The 26,202-nt window shown below is 54.6% G+C and carries 21 protein-coding genes; 16 read left to right on the plus strand and 5 right to left on the minus strand.

From position 1 onward, the window contains the following. The first annotated feature begins 41 nt into the window (after window positions 1–41). The 5 genes from ACR3E4_RS21860 to ACR3E4_RS21880 all read left to right on the plus strand — a co-directional run bounded on the left by ACR3E4_RS21860 (window position 42) and on the right by ACR3E4_RS21880 (window position 5,217). Window positions 42–1,550: a sugar ABC transporter ATP-binding protein gene (locus tag ACR3E4_RS21860; protein WP_480535121.1), complete on the plus strand. Its 1,509-nt coding sequence runs from the start codon at window positions 42–44 to the stop codon at window positions 1,548–1,550. Between the two features lie 11 nt (window positions 1,551–1,561). Then, window positions 1,562–2,557, plus strand: coding sequence for an ABC transporter permease (locus ACR3E4_RS21865; protein ID WP_480535120.1), 996 nt, complete (start codon window positions 1,562–1,564; stop codon window positions 2,555–2,557). A 3-nt stretch (window positions 2,558–2,560) separates the two neighbouring features. Beyond that, entirely contained in the window at window positions 2,561–3,346 is a 786-nt protein-coding gene (locus tag ACR3E4_RS21870) for an SDR family NAD(P)-dependent oxidoreductase (protein ID WP_480535119.1), read from the plus strand. 9 nt (window positions 3,347–3,355) lie between these two features. Further along, complete coding sequence (locus tag ACR3E4_RS21875; RefSeq protein ID WP_480535118.1) at window positions 3,356–4,237, plus strand: sugar phosphate isomerase/epimerase family protein; 882 nt, start codon at window positions 3,356–3,358, stop codon at window positions 4,235–4,237. A 62-nt stretch (window positions 4,238–4,299) separates the two neighbouring features. Next, complete coding sequence (locus ACR3E4_RS21880; protein ID WP_480535117.1) at window positions 4,300–5,217, plus strand: MurR/RpiR family transcriptional regulator; 918 nt, start codon at window positions 4,300–4,302, stop codon at window positions 5,215–5,217. Window positions 5,218–5,361: 144 nt separating this feature from the next. On the opposite strand, the gene ACR3E4_RS21885 is transcribed toward ACR3E4_RS21880, so the two are convergent. From ACR3E4_RS21885 to ACR3E4_RS21900, 4 genes are all read right to left on the minus strand, one after another. Next, entirely contained in the window at window positions 5,362–6,138 is a 777-nt protein-coding gene (locus ACR3E4_RS21885; protein ID WP_480535116.1) for an SDR family NAD(P)-dependent oxidoreductase, read from the minus strand. A gap of 58 nt (window positions 6,139–6,196) precedes the next feature. Next, window positions 6,197–7,138: an ABC transporter permease gene (locus tag ACR3E4_RS21890; RefSeq protein ID WP_480567311.1), complete on the minus strand. Its 942-nt coding sequence runs from the start codon at window positions 7,136–7,138 to the stop codon at window positions 6,197–6,199. A 33-nt stretch (window positions 7,139–7,171) separates the two neighbouring features. Further along, window positions 7,172–8,686 carry a sugar ABC transporter ATP-binding protein gene (locus ACR3E4_RS21895; RefSeq protein ID WP_480535115.1) on the minus strand — a complete coding sequence of 505 codons (1,515 nt, stop codon included), beginning with the start codon at window positions 8,684–8,686 and terminating at the stop codon, window positions 7,172–7,174. A 65-nt stretch (window positions 8,687–8,751) separates the two neighbouring features. After that, entirely contained in the window at window positions 8,752–10,050 is a 1,299-nt protein-coding gene (locus ACR3E4_RS21900; protein ID WP_480567313.1) for a sugar ABC transporter substrate-binding protein, read from the minus strand. 242 nt (window positions 10,051–10,292) lie between these two features. Here ACR3E4_RS21900 and ACR3E4_RS21905 point away from each other — a divergent pair, with 242 nt between their 5' ends. The 7 genes from ACR3E4_RS21905 to ACR3E4_RS21935 all read left to right on the plus strand — a co-directional run bounded on the left by ACR3E4_RS21905 (window position 10,293) and on the right by ACR3E4_RS21935 (window position 19,753). Further along, window positions 10,293–11,993 (plus strand): extracellular solute-binding protein, encoded by a 1,701-nt coding sequence (locus ACR3E4_RS21905; RefSeq protein WP_480567315.1) that lies wholly within the window; start codon window positions 10,293–10,295, stop codon window positions 11,991–11,993. Window positions 11,994–12,217: 224 nt separating this feature from the next. Next, complete coding sequence (locus ACR3E4_RS21910; protein ID WP_480535112.1) at window positions 12,218–12,994, plus strand: SDR family NAD(P)-dependent oxidoreductase; 777 nt, start codon at window positions 12,218–12,220, stop codon at window positions 12,992–12,994. A 28-nt stretch (window positions 12,995–13,022) separates the two neighbouring features. Next, window positions 13,023–14,204, plus strand: coding sequence for a sugar ABC transporter substrate-binding protein (locus ACR3E4_RS21915; protein WP_480535111.1), 1,182 nt, complete (start codon window positions 13,023–13,025; stop codon window positions 14,202–14,204). 102 nt (window positions 14,205–14,306) lie between these two features. After that, window positions 14,307–15,272, plus strand: a complete 966-nt coding sequence (locus ACR3E4_RS21920; RefSeq protein WP_480535110.1) for an ABC transporter permease — start codon at window positions 14,307–14,309, stop codon at window positions 15,270–15,272. After that, window positions 15,272–16,819 carry a sugar ABC transporter ATP-binding protein gene (locus tag ACR3E4_RS21925; protein ID WP_480535109.1) on the plus strand — a complete coding sequence of 516 codons (1,548 nt, stop codon included), beginning with the start codon at window positions 15,272–15,274 and terminating at the stop codon, window positions 16,817–16,819. Before ACR3E4_RS21920 ends, ACR3E4_RS21925 begins: the two co-directional genes overlap by 1 nt. Before the next feature lie 25 nt (window positions 16,820–16,844). After that, a complete protein-coding gene (locus ACR3E4_RS21930) occupies window positions 16,845–17,816 on the plus strand; it encodes an ABC transporter permease (RefSeq protein ID WP_480535108.1) in 972 nt (323 codons plus the stop codon). Window positions 17,817–18,214: 398 nt separating this feature from the next. After that, window positions 18,215–19,753, plus strand: coding sequence for an extracellular solute-binding protein (locus ACR3E4_RS21935; RefSeq protein ID WP_480535107.1), 1,539 nt, complete (start codon window positions 18,215–18,217; stop codon window positions 19,751–19,753). Here the strand turns inward: ACR3E4_RS21935 and ACR3E4_RS21940 are convergent. After that, entirely contained in the window at window positions 19,747–21,369 is a 1,623-nt protein-coding gene (locus ACR3E4_RS21940; protein WP_480535106.1) for an FAD-dependent oxidoreductase, read from the minus strand. The genes ACR3E4_RS21935 and ACR3E4_RS21940 overlap by 7 nt on opposite strands. A gap of 247 nt (window positions 21,370–21,616) precedes the next feature. Here ACR3E4_RS21940 and ACR3E4_RS21945 point away from each other — a divergent pair, with 247 nt between their 5' ends. From ACR3E4_RS21945 to ACR3E4_RS21960, 4 genes are all read left to right on the plus strand, one after another. Beyond that, window positions 21,617–22,774, plus strand: a complete 1,158-nt coding sequence (locus tag ACR3E4_RS21945) for a substrate-binding domain-containing protein (protein WP_480535105.1) — start codon at window positions 21,617–21,619, stop codon at window positions 22,772–22,774. Between the two features lie 57 nt (window positions 22,775–22,831). Next, a complete protein-coding gene (locus ACR3E4_RS21950; protein WP_480535104.1) occupies window positions 22,832–23,911 on the plus strand; it encodes an aldo/keto reductase in 1,080 nt (359 codons plus the stop codon). 15 nt (window positions 23,912–23,926) lie between these two features. Then, window positions 23,927–24,451: a VOC family protein gene (locus tag ACR3E4_RS21955; RefSeq protein ID WP_480535103.1), complete on the plus strand. Its 525-nt coding sequence runs from the start codon at window positions 23,927–23,929 to the stop codon at window positions 24,449–24,451. A 376-nt stretch (window positions 24,452–24,827) separates the two neighbouring features. Continuing rightward, on the plus strand, window positions 24,828–26,186 hold the full coding sequence (locus ACR3E4_RS21960; protein ID WP_170386229.1) for a M24 family metallopeptidase: 1,359 nt from the start codon (window positions 24,828–24,830) through the stop codon (window positions 26,184–26,186). Window positions 26,187–26,202: the final 16 nt, after the last annotated feature.

Here is a 26,202-nt window from a genome sequence, read left to right on the forward strand (position 1 = left end):
GGGGGCGGGAAACCGCCCCCGTTTTTTGAAGGAGGCTTCCAATGCAAGATCAATCCCCACTTTGGGAACTCGAAGGGATCACCAAAACTTTTCCGGGTGTTCGCGCGAATGACGGAATCTCGATCCGCCTGCATGCAGGTGAGATTCATGCGCTACTAGGCGAAAACGGCTGTGGTAAGTCGACGCTGATCAAGATTCTGTCCGGCGTGCATCAGCCAGACGCCGGTACGATCCGCAGGCGCGGCGATGTGGTCCAACTCACCAGTCCAATCCAAGCAAGGGGGCAAGGCGTTGCGACCGTATTTCAAGAGTTCTCTCTCGCCCCTATGTTGACAGTGGCAGAAAATATATTTCTTGGTCGTTATCCACGGCGGGGGCCGTTGGTCGACTGGCCACGCATGAAACGTGAAGCGGCTGAGGTCTTGGGTTCGCTCGATATCGCAATTGCTCCGGATCGCACTGTTGGAACATTGTCAGTGGCCGAGCAGCAATTGGTTGAAATCGCCAAAGCGATCTCTATAGATGCAACGCTGCTCATTCTGGATGAACCATCCACCGCGCTCGGCGAGCAAGAGATTGTCGCTCTCCATCACCTTTTACGGCGCATGAAGGATCGCGGCGTGTCGATCCTTTATATCTCCCACAGGTTGGATGAGGTGGTTTCATTGGTCGACTCAGCCACGATTTTGAAGGATGGCAAGGTCGTCTCAACCGCCAATGGTACCAATCTGGACGTCGATGAGATCGTTTCCAAGATGGTGGGAGAGGATATCGACGAACACTATCCCAAACAGAACAATGCGACCAACACCGTTCTATTTTCCGCGCGGAACCTGTCGACGGATAACGGCGTGAGAGACGTCAGTTTTGATGTGCATGCAGGAGAAGTCTATGGATTGGGCGGCGTCATCGGATCTGGACGGACTGAAATTGCCCGCGCAATCTTTGGCGTTGATCCGTTGACAAGCGGCAAGATTAGTATCGACGGGAAGACACTGCGGATCCGCAACCCGCAGGATGCAATTCGCGCAGGATTGGCGTTGGTACCGGAGAACCGCAAGTTCGACGGGCTTTTCTTCAACTTCAATGGCGGACCCAATATGACCGCAGCGGCGCTGGACAAAATCCGCGGCCAGTTTCTGTTAAAAAAACGCACTGAGGCAGACGTCGCACAAGACTACATCGATCAGCTCGAGATCTCGCCTGCAGCGGCCAGGAAATTCGTCAATTTGCTCTCAGGTGGCAATCAGCAAAAGATCGTCATCGCTCGGTGGCTCTTTGCCGACAGCCGGGTGCTAATCCTGGATGAGCCAACTCAGGGCATCGATATCGGTGCCAAAATTGCCGTTTACAATCTGATCAATGCGCTGACAGCGCGTGGATACGCCGTGATCCTTATCAGCTCGGATCATAACGAGCTGATCGCGATGTCCGATCGTATCGGCATCATCCGCGAAGGTTCCCTCGTCGAAACCATGCCTGCAGCGCGCGTGACACACACCCATCTGGTTCAGGCATCCGCACAGGAACTGACCCATGATGCGGCCTAAGGAGGAATGACATGAGTGAGACAAGTTTTCTTGGACGTCTGGCACGTCAGGAGTTCGTTGGGCCACTAATCGCACTGCTACTGATTGTGGTGATCGTAGCAGCGACCACGCCCACATTTTTAGAGCCGCAAAACTTTCGTAATATCGCGTTGCAAGTGTCCATCCTGTCAATTGTGGCAATTGGGTCGACCATTGTAATCATCACCGGTGGTATTGATCTGTCACCTGGCTCGATGATTGCGCTGCTTACCATGTGCCTTGCGGTTTTCATCAAGACCTATGGGCTCTCGCTTTGGGTTGCGATTCCTCTTACTTTGCTGATCGGCTGTGGCCTGGGCGTCATCAACGGAATTCTCGTGGCCTATGTCGGTATTCCAGCATTCATTGTAACCCTTGCCGGACTATCAGCGTTCAAGGGTCTTGCCCTAACCCTAAATGGTGGCACTCCAGCCTTCTCACTGTCACCGGAATTGCGCGAAGTATTCTATGGCACTTTCCTGGGCTTGCCGCTGCCATTCTATTACGTAGTCGGCGCCTATGCGCTTTTCACAATCATCATGGAGCACACCCGGTTGGGAAGAGAGATCTATGCGGTTGGTGGGAATGAATCTGCGGCTCGACTCTCAGGGATCAATGTTGCCCGTGTGCGGTTGATCGCATTTGTGTTTGCGGCGCTCTGTGCGGCGGTTGGTGCAGTGCTTCTTTCATCACGTTTGAACTCAGGCTCACCGAATTATGGCACCTTGATTGAATTGCAGGCGATTGCGGCGGCCGTGGTTGGTGGCGCCAGCTTGGCCGGGGGCAGGGGGCGCGTGATCTCAACTTTGATCGGAGCGCTGATCATCATCGTGGTGCAAAACGGCCTTAACCTAAATGCGGTTACCACCTCGATGCAAAGCTTGACTATCGGTCTGATCATTCTGGTCGCCGTCGGTGTAGATGTCTGGCGGAGTCGAATAGGTGCATCGATCGCTGGGTTTTTGAATGCCAAGACAAAGGAAGTGTAAGCCATGGATTTCGGGGTTAAAGGAAAAGTCGTCATCGTGACAGGCGGTGCAACTGGAATTGGCAGGGCAATCGCCCAGACCTTCCACGACGAGGGTGCCATCGTCATCATCAACGGTCGGACGCAGTCGAAGCTGGACTCTGCCTGCGCCGAGATTGGTGAACGTGCGCACGGAGTTGTTGCCGATTTACGCAATGCCAAAGGGGCAGCGGATCTATTTGAGTTCGCCAAAGCACATGGAGCTGTGGAGTTCTTGGTGAATAACATTGGCGTGTTCGATGTGAACGACTTTTTCGAGGTCAGCGATGACCGTTGGATGGAGTATTTTGATCACAACATCATGACCTCTGTCCGGATCAGCCGTTTGGTGCTGAGTGATATGCTAGATCGGAACTCCGGAAGCATCGTTTTCATTGCTTCCGAAGCCGCAATCCGGTCGATCGGTAATATGGTGCCCTATTCCACTACAAAATCTGCGATGCTTGGTCTCAGCCGTTCGTTATCCGAATTAACACGCGGCACTGATGTGCGTGTGACGAGTTACATGCCTGGCACAACCGCAACGGAGTCGGTGATGGGCTACTTCGAAGGTTTGGCTAGTGATCAGGGCACTACGGTCGATGCTGCTTTAAAAGACTTCTACCGTGATGTACAGCCCGGCAATCTGCCGCAAAAACTAATTGACCCAGCAATGCATGGGCGCGGCGTTCTGCAACTGGCCACAAATGCGGCGATGAACGGGGTCTGCCATCGGGCCGACGGCGGTACAATCCGGTCGATTTTTGGGTAAGGGAAAAATATGAGCAAGATTGGCATTCATAGTCTTGTTTTCGGAGACACTTGGACCGAGGAAACCGCGCAGCGGGCAACAGGTATTGCGGCCGAGATCGGTTATGATCTGTTTGAGGTGCTGATTTTTGATCCCGAGGCGCTGGATACCGGAATGACGGGTCAGGTCGTCAAAGACGCTGGGCTTGAGTTGCGACTTGGTATGGCCCTTAGTCAGGGTGCGGATATTTCCAGCACCAATCCAGAAATTGCCAAAGCCGGTGAAGCAACCGTTGCACGCTGCCTGCAAATAGCAAGCGACCTCTGCGTGCCGGCGGTCAGTGGGATCACTTACGCGGCCTTCAACAACTACACAGCGCCGCCAACCAATGCGCAAAGAGCCGCTGTTATGGCAGCATTGGCACGTCTGGATAAAATGGCGGGCAACCTGGGTGTCAAGCTCGGGCTCGAGCCGGTAAATCGATATGAATCAAACATGATCAACAGTCTGGACCAGGCTGGTGATATGATCCGGTCAATCGGTGCGGCCAACATGTTTATTCATATGGATACGTTCCACATGAACATTGAAGAAGCGGATATGCCGTCTGTTATCTCGCGGAACGCCGATCTTTTGGGTTACGCCCATGTCGCGGAAAACCATCGTGGCCTTCTCGGGACCGGCAATTTTAATTGGAGTGTATATTTCCGCGCCCTAGCAGATGTGGGTTATTCCGGCGATTTTACCGTTGAAAGCTTCTCGTCCGAAGTCCTCGGCCCCGACCTGGTTGGAGGGGTCAGCCTGTGGCGTAAGGGTTGGCTCGACGCGAAAGACGCCGCCACTTCGGCCCACGCTGTTGTCAAATCACACATGGAGATAGCAGATTTGTCTGTTTCTCCTTGGAATAAATGAGGATGCAATAAAATTTTCTTTCGTGCTACATGTTCGACAGCAAAGTCCGGCATGAGGAAAGAATGGAACCGAATAAGGACGATCACATGGATGGTGTGCACTCAACCGGGATATTGAGCCGGATTCGCTATATGTCTGCGTATCTCAACCCGGCCTTGCGCCGTATCGCTGAACAGGTTCTGAAAAAACCGGAAAAAGTGAAGTCGATGTCGATCAAAGAATTGGCGACAATCTGCGACGTGTCGGAATCCACAGTTACCCGTTTCGTGCGGGAAATTGATGTGTCGAGTTTCCAGCAGTTCAAAATCCTGATTGCAGAAGAACTGTCGCAGTCTCAGGCAACCGAGACCTCCGGAACAGACCGCCACGTCTATGAAGATATCTCCGAAACGGACGATTCAAAAGCGATCATCGATAAGGTATCCGCGCGTTATGCCATGACTGTTCAGGACACGATGGCAGGGTCGCATTCTGGACAATTTGAGGCTGCAGTTGCGGCAATTGAGGAAGCAGATACGCTTTCGTTTTTCGCCATGGGCTCGTCCATGATTTGCGTCGAAAACGCATTGATGCGGTTCATGCGCGTCGGTAAGAGCTGTCAGTTCTTTCGCGATCTAGGTGTTCGTCAGATTTCGACAGCAACGCTTGGCCCCCACAACCTGGCGATTGGTATTTCTAATTCCGGTCGCACAATTTCGACTGTAGATGCACTCAAAGCCGCACGAGAACAAGGCGCAAGAACGCTGTGTATAACGAGCTTCACTGATAGCCCCATTGTGAAATACTCAGATATCAAACTGTTCACACCAACGGTTACAGGGGCGACAGGCACGGCAGACTACCATGAGTCTATGGTTTCCAAAATTGCGCAACTTCAGATGATCGACATTTTGTATTCGATCTACGCAGTGAAAAATTTCGGAAGTGCCATGGAGGGTTTGGAGAAGACGTCAAACGTCACTTCTGTCACTCGGTACTAGTGCGACGCTGAGTATTTTCTTGTCAGGCAACCTCAGGATTCGGTTTTGCGCCCAATACCTTTGCAAGCAGCACAGGCAATCGTCATGACTCTCCAATTGACAAGCGTGCCTCTGTATTTCACACGCTTTGATCCCAATTGCGCCTCAAGCTGCAGAATACCCCGCATCCGCCATAAGAAGCTGACCGGTGATCCCACTTGCCGCGTCTGAGGCTAGGAAGGCAACCGCTTGGGCGATTTCGGCAGGTTCAAGGAGGCGACTCATCGGAATATCGTCGATCCACCGCGCCATAACCTCGGGCTGCTCTATCCCAACCTTTTGAAGCATTTCAGTGTTGGTGTAACCCGGCCCAACAGCGTTCACCCGAACACCGCGCGCTGCCCATTCGACTCCAGCGACCTTGCAGAAATGTGCGACACCAGCCTTTGTGACGTCATATCCAATGTGAAGCTCTGGACGCACGGCCTTGACCCCGGCGATCGATGAAATCGCGACAATCGATCCTTTGCCCTGATCCAACATGATGTTTCCGAATGCGCGGGCCACGAAGAACACACCGTCCAGGTTAATTGCCATCACACGGCGCCAGTCCTCATCGCTGTGATCTTCGGTGGAGCTTTCATAAGCCACACCCGCATTGGCAACGACGATATCGACCCTGCCGTGTTTCGCTTTCACACGATCTGCCAGATCCTGCACCGACTGACTGGAGGTCACGTCAATCCGCTCGCCTTCGGTCGACAGCCCCTCGTCGGCGAGTTTCGATGCGGTCTCGTCGACGAGATCAAGCAGGTCGGCCATGACGACATGGGCACCCATTTCACCAAGTTGGCAGCTGATCGCTTCACCAATCCCGCGGGCAGCACCGGTGACGACTGCGATCCTACCTTCAAGCGAAAAAATATTCAGGTTCTTAACCATTTTAACCTCCGTATCGTGGTTGAACTTTCTGTTCGCACAGACTCAAGCCTGCATTTGGTTACTTGACAACTTCATCTGGGGAACCGCGTTGCATGGTAATCAAGACTGCCAGGATCACGACCGCACCGCGGATGCCCACTTGGAAAAAGGGGTCGACCTGCAACAACGTCATTCCGTTTGCCAACACGACGATCACGAGCACGCCGAACACCGTACGTAGCGGACCACCGACTCCGCCAGATAAGAGCGTCCCGCCCAGAACCACGGCAGCGATTGTATCCAGAAGAAAGCTGTCCCCCATTCCCGGCGAGGCCGAAAAGGTGCGAATCCCAAGCAGGATACCCGCAATCGCGGCAATAATCCCAGCAACCACGAACACCAGTATTTTCAGGCGTACCGTGTTGATACCCGACATCCTTGCGGTCCGCTCGTTGTCGCCGACCGCGTATATATACTGCCCGAACCGGGTGTACCTGGCGACAAAGGCGCAAATCAGCAGAATAGCGATCGCCCAGAAGCCGATCTTGGGGATGGTCCCCCATACAACACCACCCGCGAGCGCGCTTGAGATCGGGGTGGACCAGGGAAGAGGGCGACCACTGGAAATGATCAGGCCGATACTTTCGAAAATAAACAACGATCCGAGGGTCACCAGAAAGCTGGGCAGTTTCAAAACCGCATTCAGGATTCCATTGAAGGCCCCGCAGGTGGCTCCGGCAACCAGACCGACCAGAATAGCGGATTCTCCCATTACCGGGATCAACGTGATGGTTGAGATCGCCGACAGCGTCATGATCGCTCCGACACTCAGATCAATTGCACCGATGAGAATAACGAAAGTTGTTCCCATGGCCGCAACTAGCAGAACCGATGACTGCCGCACGATATTCCATAGGTTGGGCCAGGTCAGAAATGCCTCATGCATGACGCCAAAAAAAGCAATCAGGGCGACGGCGGCGATGATCGGGGTAAATCTGCCAATGTTTCGGAAGTTTTGCATAGTTTTGGTCCTTGGCTGCCGCGGCGCACACGGTCAGAACATCATGTGGATTACGTCGTGTTCACTGGGCTTGTTTTCTTTTGGCGCTGGCACCGCATTCGAAAGACGGCCTTCGGCGAGAAACAGGATGCTGTTCGACATCTCGATCAATTCAACCAAATCGTCGGAAATCATCAGAATTGCGCCTCCGGCCTCCGCGAAGTCGCGCAGAAACCCGTAGATTTCTTCTTTGGCGCCGGCATCGACGCCACGGGTTGGGTTGTCGACCACAAGCACTTTCGGGTTCTTTGCCAACCACTTGGCCAACACGATCTTCTGTTGGTTGCCGCCGCTCAGGCTTTTAACCAAAGAGTGAGTTTCGGGTGCTTTAACGCGAAACCGCTTGCTTTCTCTGCGACCCGCAGCGCGCATGGCCTTGCGATTGAGAGCGCCATACCATTCGAACGAATTCAGCGAGGGCAGCAATATGTTGGCCTCGATCGACTGACCCAGCATCACGCCGTCCAGGTGCCGGTTTAATGGTATGTAACCGGACCCCAGTTCAATACGCGCATCCGCGGTCAGGCCTGAGGCTTCGGTGCCGCAGATTGCTATCGAACCTGTTGAAGTCTCGACGCCAAAAATAGCGCGGCCTAGCTCAGTTTTTCCGGATTGCACCAAGCCTCCGACGCCGAGAATTTCTCCCGACCTCAATTCGAAGGACACGTCCCGAAAACGATCCGAACTGAAGTTCGTAACTTTAAGGACGATATCACCAAACACCGCAACCTGCCGGTCGGTCGAGTAAAAGTCTTCGACCCTTTCCCGCCCCACCATTAACCTGTGCAATTGGCCTTCGGTTGGGCTGGTCAGATCGTCCGCAACAACTTTTCCGTCCTTTAGCACGAGCACGCGATCTGAAATCCGCAACACCTCTTCCAAGCGGTGCGATACGAATAGAATTGAGGCTTTGAATTTCGATTTCAGCAGATCAACGATGCGATAAAAAACATCAAGCTCGCGCCCGGATATTGAGGCCGTCGGCTCATCCAAAAGCACCAACGGATTTCTGATATTCAACAGCTCCGATTGCGCGATCACGCGGGCAATTTCCACGATCTGGCGCGTGCCGAAGTTCAATGTGCCGGTGATCGCAGAGGCATTGATATCGACACCGAGTTTTCTCAGAACGTGTTCAGCGCGTTTCCGCATTTCAGAAAACTGCATGACACCACGGCGTACGAAATGCTGTTCGAGACCCAGGAACATGTTCTGAAAAACTGGATAGACCGAGATCAGCGCCTGCTCTTGATGGACGCGGAATACTCCGGCGCTTGTAGCTTGTGTCGGCGTGGTGAACTCAACTGGTTCACCGTGCAAAAGGTACTTGCCGGCAGAAGGGGATTGAATCCCGGACAAAATGTCCATCAGCGTGCTTTTGCCGGCCCCGTTTTCACCAACGAAGCCCAGTGTTTCCCCAAGGCCGATCTCAAAGCTCACGCAATCGAGGGCACGAACGCCGGGGTAAGACTTCGTGATGCCTTCCAGCTTTATCAGAGAATTGGTCATTGGCACTTCCTAACAGGGGAAGGGGACCGGCCGCGGCCGGTCCACCTGATGCTGCGTCTGAGTGATCAGGACTGCAGAACGGTCTTTTTCGATTGTGTTAAATCCACGACCTGGCTGATAGCGCCCGCTGCAAAGTGGTTACGATACATCGTGTTGAGCTTTCCGACATTACCCGCGTCAATCGATGCCTGAACCTCGGCAGGGACCGAAAAGTCGCTGGGCTTGGTTGCGTTCATACTGTCGATCTTGCTCCAAAAGTCAGTTGGGTCGATGATTTCAACGCCCCAGGGAATGGTCCAGTCATCGCCATTTGCTGCCCGTGACATCGACTTGAAGTCGAAGGGCAACTCCTTGGACACATCCATCAGTTCGAGATATTTTGAGGCAGCCTCGGGGGTGTCCACAAAGAGCGAGTCGAAATATTGCATCCGTTCCAGCGGATCGGTCTCGACGCCTTCTAGATCGTCAACGAGCCGTACAACCGAATAACCGGTCATAAACGGTGCGTTGATCGACACCGAGCCCAGTGCGCTTTCATCATCACGAACGCGCGTCAGCATTTCGCCGGTCGCATCAATCCCGCCGGTGACGATCTTGCCCGTCAGCCCCCGTTCGCGCAGAACGTCCAGCACAGCTATAGCAGTGTCTGCGTTGTAAGAGACAATTGCCCCGACATTGGGGTTGGCGGTCAGCATGTTTTCGACCACCGGTCGTGCAGCAACCCGGTTTTCGCCGCCATTTTGTTCGGCAATCATGTTGATGCCGGGATTGTTTGCCAGTGCTGAATAGACGCCGGCGGCGCGGCTGTCAGCCGAGAAATTGCCTGGCAGACCGGCAACATACATGACGTGACCTTCGTTCCCCATATGGTCGAACAAGGCCTGTGCCATCGCTCCGGTGCCCCGAATGTTATCTGGTTGGCTATACAGCAGATAGGCTCCGTGGAATTGCGCATCCATCGGATGAACCCAGGCGGCAGTCGAGTGTGCATTGGCAATTTTGATGCCGACATTTGAAGCTACGGCCGCCAGCGCCTTCATGATCTCTGCGTTCTGCGCAAAGGTCACCACCGCGTTGACCCCCAGCGAAGGCGCCTGTTCGATCTGTGCGATCTGCTTTTCAACCGAGTCCGCGTAGGTCTGTGAGATATAGTCCAGCCCCAATTGCGCACAGGCCTGTTTGGCACCCGCGTCCCAACCTTGCCAGTATTCATTCGCAAGCGTAGGGAAAGTGTTCAGGACAGTGATCTTGTCGTCCGATCCCCATGCGGTTTTGGTCATTAGCGCTGGTGCTGCCAGCATTGCACCACTTGCCACAACGCTGTGTTTCAGCAGCATGCGACGACTCATTTTCTTTGGGTTCATTGCTTCCTCCTCCGCGTCGAACTGTTGTCTCGACAGAGGCATGCAATCAGAAACCGGGGGTTCGCAGAGCAGCAATTTTATCCAATGAGGATATCCGGCGATCCACAGTACATGGACCAACGACGGGCCATCTGTACAATTTGGAATGTCCAATTTGAATAAGTCTTTGGGATTGACGGCTGACTGATTGCGTAAACTTCCACGGGCAAGAAAACTGTTCTTGGACCACAAACGGTTGCATCGTGAATGCTCATGAAACAGCAAGGCTTCTGAAACTCGTAAAAGAGTTGGGGGAGTGTTTTGAAGGGTCTGTGCAGGGCGCAGAGCCAAACTCGGCTTGGAATCTTCTGTCGCATCTGGTTATGGCGCATTTGTCGAACCGACCGATGACGGCCACCGAACTCATCGCCAGTTCCGGGCTGCCCTATACGACCGGCCACCGCCGGATAAAAGAGCTGGAAGCTCTGGGTCAAATCAAGCGCAGGCCCAAAGCACAGGGCGCAAAATCCGATTATCTTTTGCCGACATCAAAGCTCCTTTCAGAGTTCGAAAGGTATGTCCGGTCGGTGAAGGGCGTGATCTCAACGTCGATGGGCTTCAGGGCCAAGGATGAGGATCAGGACGACTATTATTTTGGTGGCGCAGCGGAAATCAACGATCTGATGCCGCCTAGATCGCTTCACACCAACGAGGAACTGACAACAAAGGGGCTTCGGTTTCTTCTGCACGACGACAACTATTTCCAGTCAATGCAGCATATGTGGTCTGACTTCAGAACCAAACTTGCATCCAAAGGCGACTTTGATCTGTTGCAGCTGCCTCAGCTGTATTCACGCCTCGACAGCGCAGTACGGCAGCCGGATGCGCCCTATGACATCGTTGTTGTAAACATGCCCTGGCTCGGAGAGTTCGTTGAGCGAGACGCGATCATATCTCTGGATGAATTCATATCCGAAGGGAACCTGAACTCTTTCGATTACCACCCGGCTGTGTGGTCCACAGGTGCCTGGAAAAACCGGCAATTCGGGGTCCCGATCTACTGCACAGTCGAGGTTCTTGCCGTGCGCAACGACGTCTTTTCGGATGTCGGCTTGGATTATCCTACGACCTTTTCCGGGACACTGGAGGCCGCAAAGAAACTGCACGCGCCGGATCGTGAGTTCTGGGGGATCGCCTGGAATGCTGCGCGTGGGATGCCGGTTGCCCACACCTTTATGAACTTGATGGGCTGTATGGGACGCCCGGTCGTCAATGTTCCTAAAGGTCGGCGATATTACGCATGGTGGGATCTTGACGGCGAAAGTGCTTGGCCAAGCATCGATTGTGACGAAGGGTATGCGGTTCTCGAGTATATGCACGACTTAATTGCCTACTCACCCCCGGACATTCTGACTATGGGGCCGAATGAAAGAATTCGTTGTTTCATGTCCGGACGTGTGTCCATGGCCTATGCGTGGAGTATGCGTGCCGCGCGGTTTGAATATGACCTTAAGTCTCACGTCAAGCGTCGTGTTGCTTATCTTCCGATGCCCAAGGGCCCCGGTGGAATGCAAGCAAACCCGATTGGTGGATTCCTGCTGAGTATACCTAAGAACCTTTGTGAGGAACGAGCGCAGCTTGCCTTTGACGCCATTGCTTGGATGGCCTCTCCCGAAGCCATGAAGCGTCACGTGAAGAACGGGTTTCCCGTTGCCCCGCGGTTCAGTGTAGCGGCAGACCCCGAAGCAGCTGCTTGTTCACCTATTGTACGCTTCGTGGATCGAATGGCGCAGCGCGGGATGCTCTACACCTGGCAGCGCCCGCCGGTCACTCATTATTCGGTTATCGAGAGCGTCCTAGGTGAAGTGGTTCACGACGCCATGACCGGCGAAATTTCGGATCGGCAAGCGTTGAAGCAAGCGCAGGATAAAATCCTGTCTTATCTAGACAGAAACGGGCACTAATCCTGTTTCGCTCAAATGCTTTTTGAGGGATGCAATTTTATAAAATGCTGATTTTTATATTTATTTTTCTCTAAATTACGCTTTCGCCACCTAATCATGCGCTGCGAAATGCCGAAATGTTCGAAATGAACAAAAGATCTTCCATCCGAAAAATTCCGATCTCTACACTTTTGGAAAGCCAGGGACCGGGCAGGGCGGTCCTTTCAATTTTGGAGGAAATCGGCATGGATCTGATTGGCAAACACGCTGTTATCACCGGCGCGGGCAAAGGTATCGGTCGGGGGATCGCAGTGACGATGGCAAAGCATGGCGCAAAGCTTGTGCTCACCGACATGGATACCGCAGGCGCGGAAGAAACGGCGGATCTGATCCGTAAGGACGGTGGCACAGTTCTGGTGCTATCACAGAACGTCACAGATCCAAATTCCTGCGAAGAGATCGCCGAACGGGCGATCACGGAATACGGGCATATCGACATCATCGTGACCAATGCCGGCGTTTCCAAAAGCGTGCCGCTGACCGAGTTGGACGCAGAGGAATGGGATCGTGTGAACAACGTGAACGCTAAGGGAGTCTTTCTGACGATCAAGCCGTTTCTCGACCATATGATTGAGCGCAAATACGGGAAGATCGTGAATATCGCCTCGATGGTGGGCAAGGAAGCGATCCCGTTCTTTGCGCATTACTGCGCGTCGAAATTCGCGGTTGTCGGGTTGACCCAGTCGATGGCGAAAGAGCTTGCACCGCACAACATCAACGTCAACTGCGTCTGCCCCGGCGTGGTTCGCACTCCGCTGTGGGACCCGCTTCTGCAACAGCTTTCGGAAAACAAAGGCATCACTCGCGACGAAGCCTGGGCCGAGTTCGTAGAAGGCATCCCCTTCAAGCGTCCGCAATTGCCAGAGGATATCGGCGAAGCTGTCGCGTTTCTGGCGTCTGATCGGGCTGAAAACATCACCGCCGTTTCGGCAAACGTGTCCGGCGGTCAGATGATCTGGTGAGGATCACAAATCCAACGAGGAGGAGACCATGAAGAAACTACTGACATACGCTGCCGCATCGGTGGTGGCGCTGACAACGACGGTCGCTGTGGCGCAGGACGTCGTTGTCAGCGAGGTAACCAGTCTGGAAAACGAGTATTTTTCGAACTGGGACCAAGGGGCCCAGCAAGCCGCTGAAGCGCTGGGGCTCGAGTACCGCATTCTGACAGATGGCGGCGATGCAGCCAAGCAAATCGAGGTTTACGAGGCGCAGCTTGCATCGGGCGTGAAGCTGTTCTTCGGTAATGCGCAGAACACGGGCAACGTGCCGAAGATCGCTGAACTGGCTCAGAAAAATGGTGCGGTTTATGTCGGCGTTTGGGACGCGCTTCCGTGGTTCCATCCTTTGGATAACGGTGACGACTATTCCTACGGCACATTCTTTGCGCCTGACGGCGTCGACAACGCCTATCAGGTGGCTAAAGCGCTGTTCGACGCCATGGGCGGTAAGGGTAAACTGGTCCACCTGACAGGCTCACCCGGATCGTCGGCAGACATCGCGCGGACACGCGGCGTGGACATGGCGCTGGCGGAATATCCCGAAATCGAATTGATCGCGCGCGAACCTGGCCAATGGAACCAGATCGACAGCCGTCGTATCATGGAGGATCTGGTGGTCGCTCATGCTCAGATTGACGGAGTCTTCGGGCAGAATGACTCGGTCGGCGTGGGCGCGATGCAAGCCTTGGAAGACGCCGGAATCTCGGTTCCGATCGTAGGATTGGATGGTAATGCCGAAACGTTGGAGCTGATCAAAGAAGGCCGCATGTTCGCCACTGCCGCCTTCACGCCGCAATGGCAAGCGGGGTTTGCACTTGTTCGGGCATGGGACATCGCCAACGGGTTCGAACCGACCGCACTTGAGCGAATGATGTTCACGGGCGCGACAGTTCTGACGGCCGAGAATGTCGAAACCTACCAGAACTGGCTGGCCAATGACGGCGGTCCGCTACCCTTTGACTGGCGTCGAATGTCGCGTGTTCTGCATCCTGATGACTGGGACCCACAGCACGAGGTCTGGCCCATCGACGTCAATCACATGTGGAAAACTGATCCGATGCCAGATGGTTACGACTTGCCAGCGGCTTACACAGACGCTGTGAATGCGGGCGATCTCGACGAGATTCGCCAGATGTATGCCGATCACTACAAGTCCAAGATCGGCGGCTGACCTCCCTCAGCCAGTTTCGGCGGGCCGGTCTTCCGACTGGGCCCGCCGATCAATCCACCAAATCGCGCAGAGTAGAACAAGCTCATGACCCATGGCACCTCAATGGAAAAACGTTCAGCACCGCACTGGCTGACCACGAACCTGTCGTACCAGCGCGTAGCTGCGTTGGGGTTCCTATGCGTCCAGATCGCTGTCTTTGGGTATCTGAATTCGAACTTCCTTGGCGCGGCGAACATCCAGAATATTTTTGTTTCTGCCGCGATCTTGCTTGTCGTGTCCGGCGGCGCTGCCTTCGTCATCCTAATGGGGTCGATCGACTTGTCAGTTGGTGCCGTGGCCACGCTTTCGGGCATGCTGTGTGCCAGTCTTCTTCCGGCATTTGGGTTTTGGGCCATACCGGTTGCGCTCATCGGGGCAGCGGTGGTCGGTTTGATCAATGGGCTGTTTTTCGTTTATCTACGCATCCCCTCGATCCTTGTGACTCTGGGCACGGCAACATCGCTGGTGGGTGTCATCCTCTTCATTTCGGATGGAACCTCTATCGCGATCCGCAGCGAAAGTTTCCAGGCTCTTGCCAATGGCACACTGATCCTGGGTGTACCCAACCTCCTGATCTTGGCCGCCGCAATCTTTCTGGCCCTCGTTCATATCGCCCGGCGCACTCGGTTCGGACGAATGACGCTGGCCATCGGCTCGGACGAGTCCGTGGCGACGCTGGTCGGTGTCAAGGTGGACCATGTGAAGATCCAGGCTTTTACCCTGTCGGCGCTTCTGGCTGGTACTGCAGGCGTCTTGCTGGCGTCGCGGTTGGGCACGGCCACCGCAACCATGGGCAATTTCATGATGCTCGAGTCGATCACCGCCGTCGTTGTTGGCGGTACGGCGATCTCGGGTGGTGTCGGCGGCATCCATCTAACACTACTGGGCGTCGCGGTCATTTCGATCCTTAGCAATGGCATGAACGTGGTCGCGTTGCACCCGTATGTGCAGGAAATTGTCAACGGTACGATCATCATCGCTGCGGTTCTTTTGATGCAGAAACGTACGTCATCGCAGGATGTGAAATAATGGGCGACCACTCTGTCATCTTCAGCCTTCGGGGCGCCTCAAAAACCTTCAGCGGCACCACCGTTCTGAGCGGATTGAGTTTCGACATCCACAAGAACGAGATTGTTGGCATCGCCGGTGAGAATGGGGCGGGCAAGTCGACCACGCTCAAGATGATCGCGGGGATTCATCCGCCTGATCAGGGGCAGATGACACTGTCTGGCGAACCCTACAAGCCGACACGTTACACGGATGCGGTTCGGGCTGGAGTTTCCATGGTTTTTCAAGAGCAAGCTCTAATCCCCGGTCTGACGGTCTATGAGAACATGTTTTTGTCTCTTGAGCGTAATTTTAGACACCTTGGGCACATGGTCGACACGGAGCGAATGATCCATCTGGCGGAAAAAGAACTACGCTGGATGAACCTGGCGCATATCAACCCTCGGCGCCCTGTCAGTGAGTTCGGGTTCTACGACCGGCAGATGATAGAGATTGCAAAGGCCTTCGTTCTCGCCGAGTATTTTGACATTGCGCATCCGATCATCCTGCTCGATGAGCCGACAGCGGCCATTGGCGAAGCTGAAATAAAGCTTCTGTTCGAAGCGGTTCGGCGGTTCAAGGATCGGGCGTCTTTTGTGCTGATCACCCATCGCTTGTCTGAGTATCTGGAACTCTGTGATCGCGTGATCGTTCTAAAGGATGGCCGCCATGTCGGCGAGGCACGGGATGACGGTCTGACCGAAGACACGCTGCACCAGATCATGGTCGGCCGCGAACGCGACGAGGAATACTACAAGGAGGACCTCCAGCGGGACGTTGATGGCAGCGCAGCGCCCTGCATCTCGGTTCGGGACCTATCTGGCCACGGCCTGACGAATTCAGGCGTCAGTTTCGACGTCCGCCCCGGTGAGATTGTTGGTCTTGGTGGCATCGTCGGATGCGGGAAAGAACAAGTGGTGCGCGCGATTACAGGATTTGAACCCTTTCCAACGGAGGGGGAGGTGGAGATTCATGGTGACATCCTGCCCCTGCGGAATCGCTTGAGCGCAGTGATGAACAAGAACCTCGGCTACGTTCCGAAAGAAAGAAAATCCGAAGGCATCATTCCTTACATGTCCGTCGAAGCAAACGTCTCTTTGCCGTTGCTGGACAAGATTTCGGCTGTGCCGGGCTTTCTGTCTTGGCGACGAGAACGCCGGCTGGCACGCAAGTTCATCGAGGCGCTGCATATTCGCACATCCGGGCCTCGGCAGCTTCTTCAATTCCTGTCCGGCGGCAATCAGCAAAAGGTGGTTCTAGCAAAATGGCTGGCGCGTGAAGTCGATATTCTGGTTCTGGATAACCCCACCCGTGGTGTGGATGTCGGGGCAAAGGAAGAGATCTACACTCTGTTGCGTGATCTGACGGAACGTGGTGTGGCGATCCTGCTGGTCACGGATGACTTGCTGGAATTGATCGGCCTATCGAACCGGATTCTGATCTTGCGAGAAGGTGAGATTGTAGCCGAGACGCCTGCTCCGGTCGACGCGAAACCGACCGAACACGATTTGGTTGCTCAGATGGTTTGAGCGTTTAACGAAAAGGAGAGCACAGTTGGCCGACTTTTGGCAAAATCTGAAACACGACCGCGGGGCACAATCCATTGTCGCCTCGGTCGTACTTCTCCTGCTGCTCGTTTTTGTTTTTTACACGGTCAATCCAAGATTTGCGTCCTGGATTAACGTGTTCAACCTGATGCGCCAGTCCGCGGTTCTTCTGCTGGTTGCGACCGGTGCCACCTATGTCATTCTAATGGGGTCGATCGATTTGTCTGTAGGTTCGGTTGTGACGCTGACCGCAATCGTCAGCGCCTTACTGCTCAAAAGTGCCGGGTTTGGGGCAGTTGAAACCGTTCTGGCTGCCGCCGTGATTGGCGGGGTATGCGGACTTATCAATGGCTCGCTTGTCGTATTCGGACGATTGCCCAGTTTCATCGTGACGCTTGGCACCATGATCATATTTGGCGGCGTTGCCGTGACCTTATCCGGCGGTGCCAACATCGTGTTCAGAGTTCCAGAGTTCACCTGGCTGTCATCAGGGAAAATGGTCTGGCGTATTCCCAATGCGGGTATCTGGGCGCTCATCCTATTTGCTATCGCATCGATAATCGGAGCCAGAAGCCATTTCGGGCGTCAACTCTATGCAATCGGTGCGGGCAGCACGACCGCGAAATTGTCGGGTGTAAATGTCACACGGGTAAAGATCACAGCTTTTGTCGTGGCCGGGGTCCTATGTGGCGTCGCGGGTGCCTTACTCGTCGCGCGAACATCGACTGGAACAGCGCGTATGGGCGATGACCTTCTACTGGAATCCATTGCGGCCGTTGTGATGGGCGGCACAGCCCTGTCGGGCGGTGCGGGCGGCGTTCATCGCACCATTCTTGGCGTTCTCGTCATTGCGGTGCTCAAGAACGGTCTTAACGTCATTGGTGTTCACCACTACTGGCAGACGGTTGTGACCGGGCTGATCGTCATCATCGCCGTAACATTGACGCTCGATCGGTCTCGTTTGGCATTCGTAAAGTAAGCCGAAGGACAAACGCATTTCACAACAAAATGCGGATCATCTGCTGCACTGCCGGTGCATCATATTGCAAGCAAGAAAATCCATAATGGATATTCAGTGCGCCCAATTCGTCAGAACTTTGATATGATGTTGTGAACAGCGACGCGGCGTACAGCTGAAAATTCCTCCCAGGACTTGGCGCCGACGCATTGCTGGCGTTTTTTTGGAGAGTCGCGGTGCCTGTCTCGAATCTCAAGTCGGATATCACGGACCATGAGGTTATAAGGATCATCAGGTTCCTGTCCCGAACCAGGGCACCGTTCAATGAGTTGGTACGGGGTGGACCTGGGGATCCATCCTGGAATCTGACCTCTTTCTTGGTGACGTCTTACCTAAAGGGTGAACCGGTCACGATTTCAATGCTGATCGATGCGGCGGAAGTGCCTTATGGAACGGCCCAGCGGCGCATTCACGCTATGATTGAAGATGGGCAGATCGTAAAGGTCGCGCGCTCGACAACAGGCAAATCCTTTTACCTGCAGCCCAGCCCGGAGATGTATTCGGCATTTGTCGACTATGTTGTCAAGGTCAAGTCATTGCTGGCCGAAACAGTTGGGCTAACCGGCGTGGGAAATGCGGATGAATTCTACTTTGGCGGCGCAGATTTTGCGCGGGACATATTGCCGCCACCGCCATTGCAATCTCAACTGGCCGAGTGTGGTCAGGAACTGAAGTTCTTGTTGCACAACGATAATTACTTCTCGGCCATGCGTAACATGTGGGCGGATTATCGAAACAATCTGGGGTCCAGAAAGAGCTTCTCGTTGCACTTTCTGCCCGACCTGCACGAACGCCTGCACCAATTTCTGCCCAAATCTGAATTTGATGTAGTCGCTCTGAACATGCCCTGGCTGGGTGAATTTGCAGAAAAAAATTTACTCTTGCCACTGGATGAATTCATTGAAGAAACCAACATCCGCGTCATGGATTTCCACCCGGCGGTTTGGGCATCTGGGACTTGGGGAAATAAACAATATGGCATTCCAATCTACGTCACGACTGAAGCGATGGCGGTACGCAAAGACTTGTTCTCCGAGTATGAGCTGAAATACCCCCGAACGTTCGAGCAAGTTATCGAAACCGGCCGGAAGCTACAGGACCCATCCCGCGGTTTTTACGGTGTCGCGTGGAACGCAGCAAAAGGAATGCCCGTCGCCTCAAGCTTCATGATCCTGATGGGATGCTGCAACGCTCCCATTCTCAACATCCCGCGTGCGCGTCGATATCACAATTGGGCTGACCTCTCGGGCAACAATTTCCGGCCTAGAATTGACTGCGAAGAAGGACAGCTGGTTCTTGATTACATGCATCGGCTGGTCGAAATTTCACCTCCGGATGTTCTCGAAATGGATTGGAACCGCCGGATAGAGGCGTTTCTTGTAGGTGAGGTGGCGATGGCCTATTGCTGGACCATGCGCGCTGCTCGTTTCGAATACGACATTGGCTCCATGGTGAAAAGGCGTGCTGAATTGATACCACAGCCCAAGGGACCCATGGGGATGAGCGCCAATCCCACTGGAGGTTTTCTGTTAGGCATTCCGGCCAACCTTTCCACATCACGTGCCAAACTAGCGTTCGAGGCTATCGCTTGGATGGCCTCGCCCGAAGCCATGAAGAAACATGTCACAAACGGGCTGCCGGTTGCACCTCGGTTTTCAGTGGCCGCTGACCCAGAAGCCGCTGCAGCCTCACCCATTGTTCGTTTTGTCGACAGGTTGTCGCAACGGGGTATGCTGTGCATGTGGCAGCGCCCGCCCATTCCTGAGTACCGCTCGATCGAGAATATTCTTGGTGAGCGCATACATGAGGCCCTGTCTGGAGAGCTCTCGGACAAGGAGGCTTTGGCGCTGGCGCAGGAGGAAGTGGACCGCGTCATGCAGGAGAACGGGCGCTATTGATTCGGTGCGGTTGGGGTCCAATCGATGTTGTAGGTGTCTTTAAAATAGGACCGGAAATAATCCTGAAACGCTGGGAATGCCGAGGCCAGCCTAAGGAATTCCTTGCGATCCATCACCAAAACCTCGGTGGCGTCGAGTGCGCGGACAGTACCAGCGCGGCGGCTTTCTCCAAGTATCAATCTTTCGCCGAAATGCCCACCAGCTGCGATCTCGCGGGTGTTCAGTTCGTTGGTTTCGTCATCTTTCATGCAAACTTCCACCCGGCCACTGATGATGGTGTAAAAACCGTCCGCCCGATTGCCTGCTTCGAAAATGCGGTCGCCGGCCCGGTAGTGTAGAATTTTGGTATGGCTGGTCTCGGGCTTAACATCCTGAACAATGCTTCGAGGCATCAGACCGTCCAATACCCAATTCAGAAAGACTTTCAGTTTTGCAGATGTTCCGGGTAGAAAGGACAGGTAGAAGCCGCGCCACAGCAGCCATGCGGGAAACCCGGTCAGCGTCAGGCCCATAACCTCGGCTACACCCCGTTTGCCACCCAAAGACGCCATTGCCCCCTTTGATTTGTAGCGGAACAGACTGGGCTGCTGTCCGGCCAGTTTTCTGCGGATGTTTTCCGCCACTGTCCGTGCCTCACGCACTGCAAACTGGGCCGTAGGTGGCGCAAATTCATTCGGCGCGCTCGCATCTTCGACCAAGGGAACCAATGCGCAATCGCCCAAGGCCCAGACATCCGGAACGCCTGCAACCGCGAGCGAACGGTCAACTACGATCTTGCCGCGTTCGCAGCGGACATTCATTCCACGAACGACGCCAGAAGGTGCATTGCCGATGGTCGCAATAACTGTCCGTGTGCCGATAACGTCATTGTTTGTTGTTACGATTGCCGTACCGGTGGCACTGGCAACCCCGGTTGACGTACAGACCTTGATGTCGCGCGCGGCCAGCTTTTGGGCCGCGTACTGGCGCAGGCGCGGGGGCAGTTCGTTGAGAATATTGTCTGCATATTCCAGCAAAATGACTTGAACCTCTGATGGATCGATAGAGGGGTAATATTTCAGTGATCGGTCAATAAGTTCTTTGATCTCGCCTACGGTTTCAACTCCGGAAAACCCGCCACCGATGACGCAGAAAGTAAGGGCGTCTTGCTTGACTTCGGGCAGTTGCGTGATGTCGGCGTGCTCCAGTTTCTCTATGACATGCGCCCGCAATCTGCTCGCATCTGCCAGCGTTTTCATCGCAAGCGCGTGGTCCGATAGACCGGGTGTTCGGGACAAGTCCGTAGATTGCCCGAGGGCTATGACAAGCTGATCATAAGCTACTTGTGTCGGGCGCCTTTGGACACCTTGAAACACGGTCACAGTCTTTGCTTCGAAATCGATGGAATGAACCCGAGCCTTCCTTGTCTTGACGTGTTTCAACAGCCCGCGGAGCGAGGAAATGGCATGTGCCGCAGTGATTGAACCCGCCGCAACCTCGGGTAGCAGCGGTTGAAACACGAAGAAATTCTGGTCGCTGATCAGTTCGATTTCAGCGGATTTTCCCAGATGTTTCGCAAGCGATTTCGCGGCAAACAAACCTGCGAAACCGCCGCCCAGAATCACGATGCGGGTCATGGTATCTCCTTCTGTTGAACACTTGATACCGGTCGAAGCCAGTCACGCGGACGGCAAATATATCCATTTCAGGCAAGTTCAGCGCAGGTGCAGCAAGCCCTTCGCGTGTCTCGGTTTCTCGTCGTTTCGGAACGAGAAAATCCCATGCGGATATCTTTGTCGCCCGGTTTCAACAAACGTCTCCAACAATACTCGCAGCTTCACGAAAGCCTTGTTCGGCTGCCGTGACCACTCAGGAGGAGACACCATGAAATCGCATTCGCCCATGAAGACGCTCGCCACGGCATCCTTAGCACTTTTGATGAGTTTGCCTGCCGCAAACACAGCCGTCGCCGAGGACAGCGCGGGGTATGCGGGCAAACCCCGCACATTGCTGTGGTCGAACCGGGACATCGAGTATGTGGACACGTCAGAATACGCCAAGGAACCGCCCTATGTCGTCGGTTTCTCGAATGCTTCGATTTCAAATATCTGGCGGGTCGGGATGCTGCATTCGATCCAGCAAGCCGCGGCGGACAACAGTGATCTGATCGAGAAACTGATCATCACCGACGCAAACGATGATCCCTCAAAGCAAGTGTCTGACATTCAGGATCTGCTGCAACGTGATGTCGATATCCTGATCGTGTCGGCAGCCCAATCCGAAGCATTGGACCCCGTTGTGACCCGTGCAATGCGCAGCGGTGTGCCGGTGGTTATGGTCGATCGCCGGGTGACCTCGGACAACTTCATCTCGTTCGTAACTGCCTCAGACCACGCACTTGGCCGGTTCGAGGCCCAATGGATGGCTGAAACACTCGGCGGCAAAGGAAATGTCGTCATGCTGGGCGGCATCGCGGGGGCCAGCCCGGCCGAAATCCGGATCTCGGTTGCCAAACAGGTGTTCGCTGAATTCCCAGATATCAATGTAATCGACCTGCAATACACCGACTGGAGCCCGGCAAAGGGCAAGCAGGTCATGGCCGCGCTGATCCAGAAATACGGCAAGGACATACACGGCGTCTGGTCTGACAGTGGTTTGCAAGGCTCGGGGGCGTTGGAGGCGTTTGTCGAAGCCGGGTGGGAGGACGGAAGCATTCCCCCGATCACCTGCTCGGATCTCAACGGCTGTGTAAAGCAGGCGGTCGAGCATGACGTCAAGGCAATCAATTTTGACTACCCGCCGGCTATGGGGGGCGCATCCGTCAATGTGGCATTGGACGTGCTGGCCGGCAAACCAGTTCCCAAGCAATACGAAGTGAACGCACAGATTTCGATCACCGAAGGTGACGAAACCGAGTCCGTCAAGGCAGACATCTGGATGGAAGACTACGCCCGGCTTGACCGACCGAACGATCTGATCCTGTCAACAGGCCTGGGTCCGGATTATGACCCCACGACGTTCAACGCGGACTACCCCAAATAAATCCATTTCGGGCGAGCCTTTGGAGCTCGCCCTTTCTTTATTGAGGAGGACAACGCCATGCCATTCGACCCAACTGAATTGCGCCAGATCGGACGCACAAAGCTCAAGACCAACCTCCTTGGCCTGGGCACCGTCCAGATCGGCGGTTGGCCGCGTCGCCTGTCGGAAGAGGACGCCGTAAAGGTACTCGATGCCGCCTGGGATGCCGGGCTGCGTACCTTTGATACGGCACCGATGTATGGCATGGGCATGTCGGAAGAACGGCTGGGACGCTATCTGGCCTACAAGCCCAAAGAGTCGTTTGTGATTTCGACTAAGGTCGGTCGTATCGTCGAAGACGATCCCGACAACAGCGAACCAACGAGCGATGACGAGTTTTGGAAGGGCGCTCCGCCCCGGATTTACCATTTCGATTTTTCGTATGACGGTGTCATGCGTTCGGTAGAACACAGCCTTGAACGGACCGGATTGGACCGGTTTGATATGTTGCTGATCCATGACGCCGATGAGCACCTCGATGAAGCCCTTGGCGGATGCTACAAGGCTCTCGATAAACTGAGATCCGAAGGGACGGTGTCCGCCATCGGGGCGGGCATGAACCAAAACCCAGCGCTGGCGCGGATGGCGGCTGAGGTGGATATGGACGTGTTTCTGCTGGCTGGGCGATATACGCTCTTGGATCATTCGGCGCTGACCGAACTGTTCCCGATCTGCGAAAAGCGTGGCACAACCATTCTGATTGGCGGCGTTTACAATTCCGGCGTCCTGAACACTCCAGTCGAGGGCGCGTCGTTTGACTACGTGCCGCTGGATGAAAACTGGCGCGCCAATGTTCTGGACCACGGCGTGCGCGCACCTGCAGATCATGAGACCGGCGAATACTGGTTGAAGCGGGCGCAGGCGTTGAAGGCGGTTTGTGACCGGCACAATGTGCCTCTCTCGACGGCAGCAATCCAGTTTTCAGCAGCACATCCGATCGTTTCCAGCATCCCCGTCGGGGCCGGACGCCCCGAACGGTTCGAACAGAATATTACCGCTCTGAAAGCAGACATTCCCGATGATCTGTGGGTGGAATTGAAGCACGAGGGTCTGATCGCAGATGCGGCCCCGGTCCCTGCTAAGGCAGAAACCGTTTAGGGGAAAGGCAGTGACATGAGTAAAGGAATTCCAGGTCTCGCAGGAAGTGACCATATCGGTTTCACCGTTCCCGATATCGAGGAGGCAACCCGGTTCTTTGTCGATGTGATCGGATGCGTTGAACTGTTCGAAGTCGGGCCATTTGTGGCGGATGACGACTGGATGACGGAGCATCTGAACGTCCATCCGCGCGCGGTCATCGAAACCCTTCGCATGCTCAAATGCCGCAACGGACCTGCCTTCGAGATATTTGAATATTCGTCGCCCGATCAGCGGGAAGAGTTGCCGAAAAACAGCGACCATGGCGGGCATCATCTTGCGTTTTATGTTGAAGATATGGACGCGGCGGTCGCCTATCTCAAATCTCATGGTGTGCGGTTTCAGGGCGAAGCGAGTTACATGGAGCAGGGCCCTAGTAAAGGTCTGACCTGGGTCTATTTCCTGGCACCATGGGGCATGCAGCTTGAACTGGTCAGCTATCAGGGCGGTCTGGCTTATGAAGCCACATCCGACGAAATTATGTGGTCCCCGAAATCGTAGGCTATTCGGGCGACAGAACGGACCAAGATCAGTGGTCACAGGCAAAGAGCTTTGCGGTCGTGCAGGTGCTTTGTCTTGACTGAAATCCATGTCGGATTGGCTTCACTATGTGGGCGAGCTCAGGTTGAGGGCAGGACCGCGTATTGCAGATTTCCTGTGTTTTCACAAATTTGGGTGCAGCACTTTCAGTCGCGGCGTGATGAATATCGAAATTGGATATCATCATCACACATCGTCCGGCACCCCTCTGCAATATTGGGAATCATAGAAAACGATCCCTGAGAGTCTGTTTGTTCCGGGGGTCATTCGCCCAAAAGCGGATCTCGGTTTCTGACCTGTGATCCCATCATGAAAGATAGTGAGAGAGAGGCGCGAAATGGCGATTGAGACCTATGGCACCATGGCCGTGGATTGGGAAAACCGCATCAATTTTGATCGGTTGAGGACTGAACGCCTCGCCCGCGTAAAAGAGAAGCTCGAGCAGTCGGAAATGGGTGCGTTGTTGTGTTTCGACATGACCAATGTGCGCTATATCACAGGCACTCATATTGGTACCTGGGCACAGGACAAGGTGTCTCGCTGGACGCTGCTGCCGCGCGGCGGTGAACCGATCCTTTGGGACTTCGGATCCGCTGCAAAACACCATGCGCTGCATTGCGACTGGATGGGAGGCGAAGAGCGGTCCCGCGCGGGTATCCCCTTGTTACGGGGCGCCATGACGCCAAACATGGGTCGGGCTGAAGAAACCGCTGACAAGATTGTTCGCGAGCTGGAAAAGCACGGTTTGAAGAACGAACCACTTGGGATCGACCTTGTCGAACCTCCCATCATGTTCGCACTGCAGGAGCGTGGCGTGAAAGTCGTCGATTGCCAATGGCTTATGCAGGATGCGCGCGTTATCAAGACGCGGGATGAGATAAGCCTGCTGACCCACGCCTCGGCCATGGTGGATTTCACTTACGAGGAGATCTACCGCGCCATCCGCCCCGGTGTTCGCGAAAACGAACTTGTCGGGATTGCGTCGAACTTTCTCTACAATAACGGATCGGAATACGTCGAGGGAGTGAACGCGATTTCGGGCGAGCGATGCAGCCCACACCCGCATGTCTTCTCGGACCGGGCATTGCGCCCAGGCGACCCGGCTTACTTCGATATTCTACACAGCTACATGGGATACCGGACCTGTTACTACCGGACCTTCGCGGTGGGTAGTGCAAGCCGTGAAATGCAGGATGCCTATAAGCGATGCCGCGACTACCTCGATCAGGCGATCGCAATGATCAAACCCGGCGTGACCACCGGAGAAGTCGCAAAGGTCTGGCCAAAAGCCGAAGAGTTCGGGTTTCCGAATGAAGAAGCCGCATTCGGCTTGCAATATGGCCACGGGCTTGGCCTGGGAATCTGGGAACGACCGGTTATCAGCCGCTTGGTCTCGATCGACCATCCGGAGGTTATTCAGGAAGGTATGGTCTTCGCGCTTGAAACTTTCTGGCCCGCCAAAGGCAGCCACCATGCAGCCCGCATTGAAGAAGAAATGGTCGTAACCAAAGACGGGGTCGAAGTCATCTCGAAATTCCCCGCCGAAGAGCTCTTGGTTTGTGGTCGCCAATATTGGTCCGGGCACGACATGCTGCCGGGTATCCGCCACAGCGAATCTCATTTCAACAATCACCGCGTTTTCCCGCAGGCCGAAAACACGACGCAGCCGCGTTTCGGTAAAACCTGGGAAGACTAACACCTGATGAAACCCT

Source organism: Ruegeria sp. AP11 (genome assembly GCF_056535865.1).